Below are 453 nucleotides of genomic sequence, written 5' to 3' on the forward strand. Positions count from 1 at the left end.
TTGACCTCAATGGTGGACACCTGTTCGTTTACCATCAAGAACATTCAACCCAACGAGGGCGATGAAGTGATCATCGAGATCGACGGTGAGCGTGTCTTCGGCGGCATCATTGACACGGTAAAGCTTAATCGTGCTTCTGGAGCATTGAATCTGTGGCAAGTAGAGTGCCAGGACTACACCTACCAACTCAACCGGCGACTTGTTGTAGAAACCTATGAAGGAAAGACGGCGGATTGGATTGTCAACGACATCATCCTCAAATACGGCCAGGGCATGTTTACAACCAATCACGTTCTATCGGGCGCACCGACCGTCCGGTCGATCGTGTTTGATTACAAGCCCCCATCGGATTGCCTGAAGAAACTGGCTGATTACTGCGGTTGGGAATGGTACGTCGATTATTACCGAGACCTATGGTTTTTCGATCCGGCGAATAGCGATCAAGCGGCTCCG

The 453-nt window shown here is 50.6% G+C and carries 1 protein-coding gene; it reads left to right on the forward strand.

All coding sequences use genetic code 11. The features are described 5' to 3' along the window. Positions 1-453, forward strand: a 453-nt coding sequence (locus H1S01_RS20815; RefSeq protein WP_207732451.1) for a hypothetical protein, incomplete at both ends; no start/stop codon positions are given.

Origin of the sequence: Heliobacterium chlorum (assembly GCF_014502795.1) — a bacterium.
In the GTDB taxonomy this organism is placed as follows: domain Bacteria; phylum Bacillota; class Desulfitobacteriia; order Heliobacteriales; family Heliobacteriaceae; genus Heliobacterium; species Heliobacterium chlorum.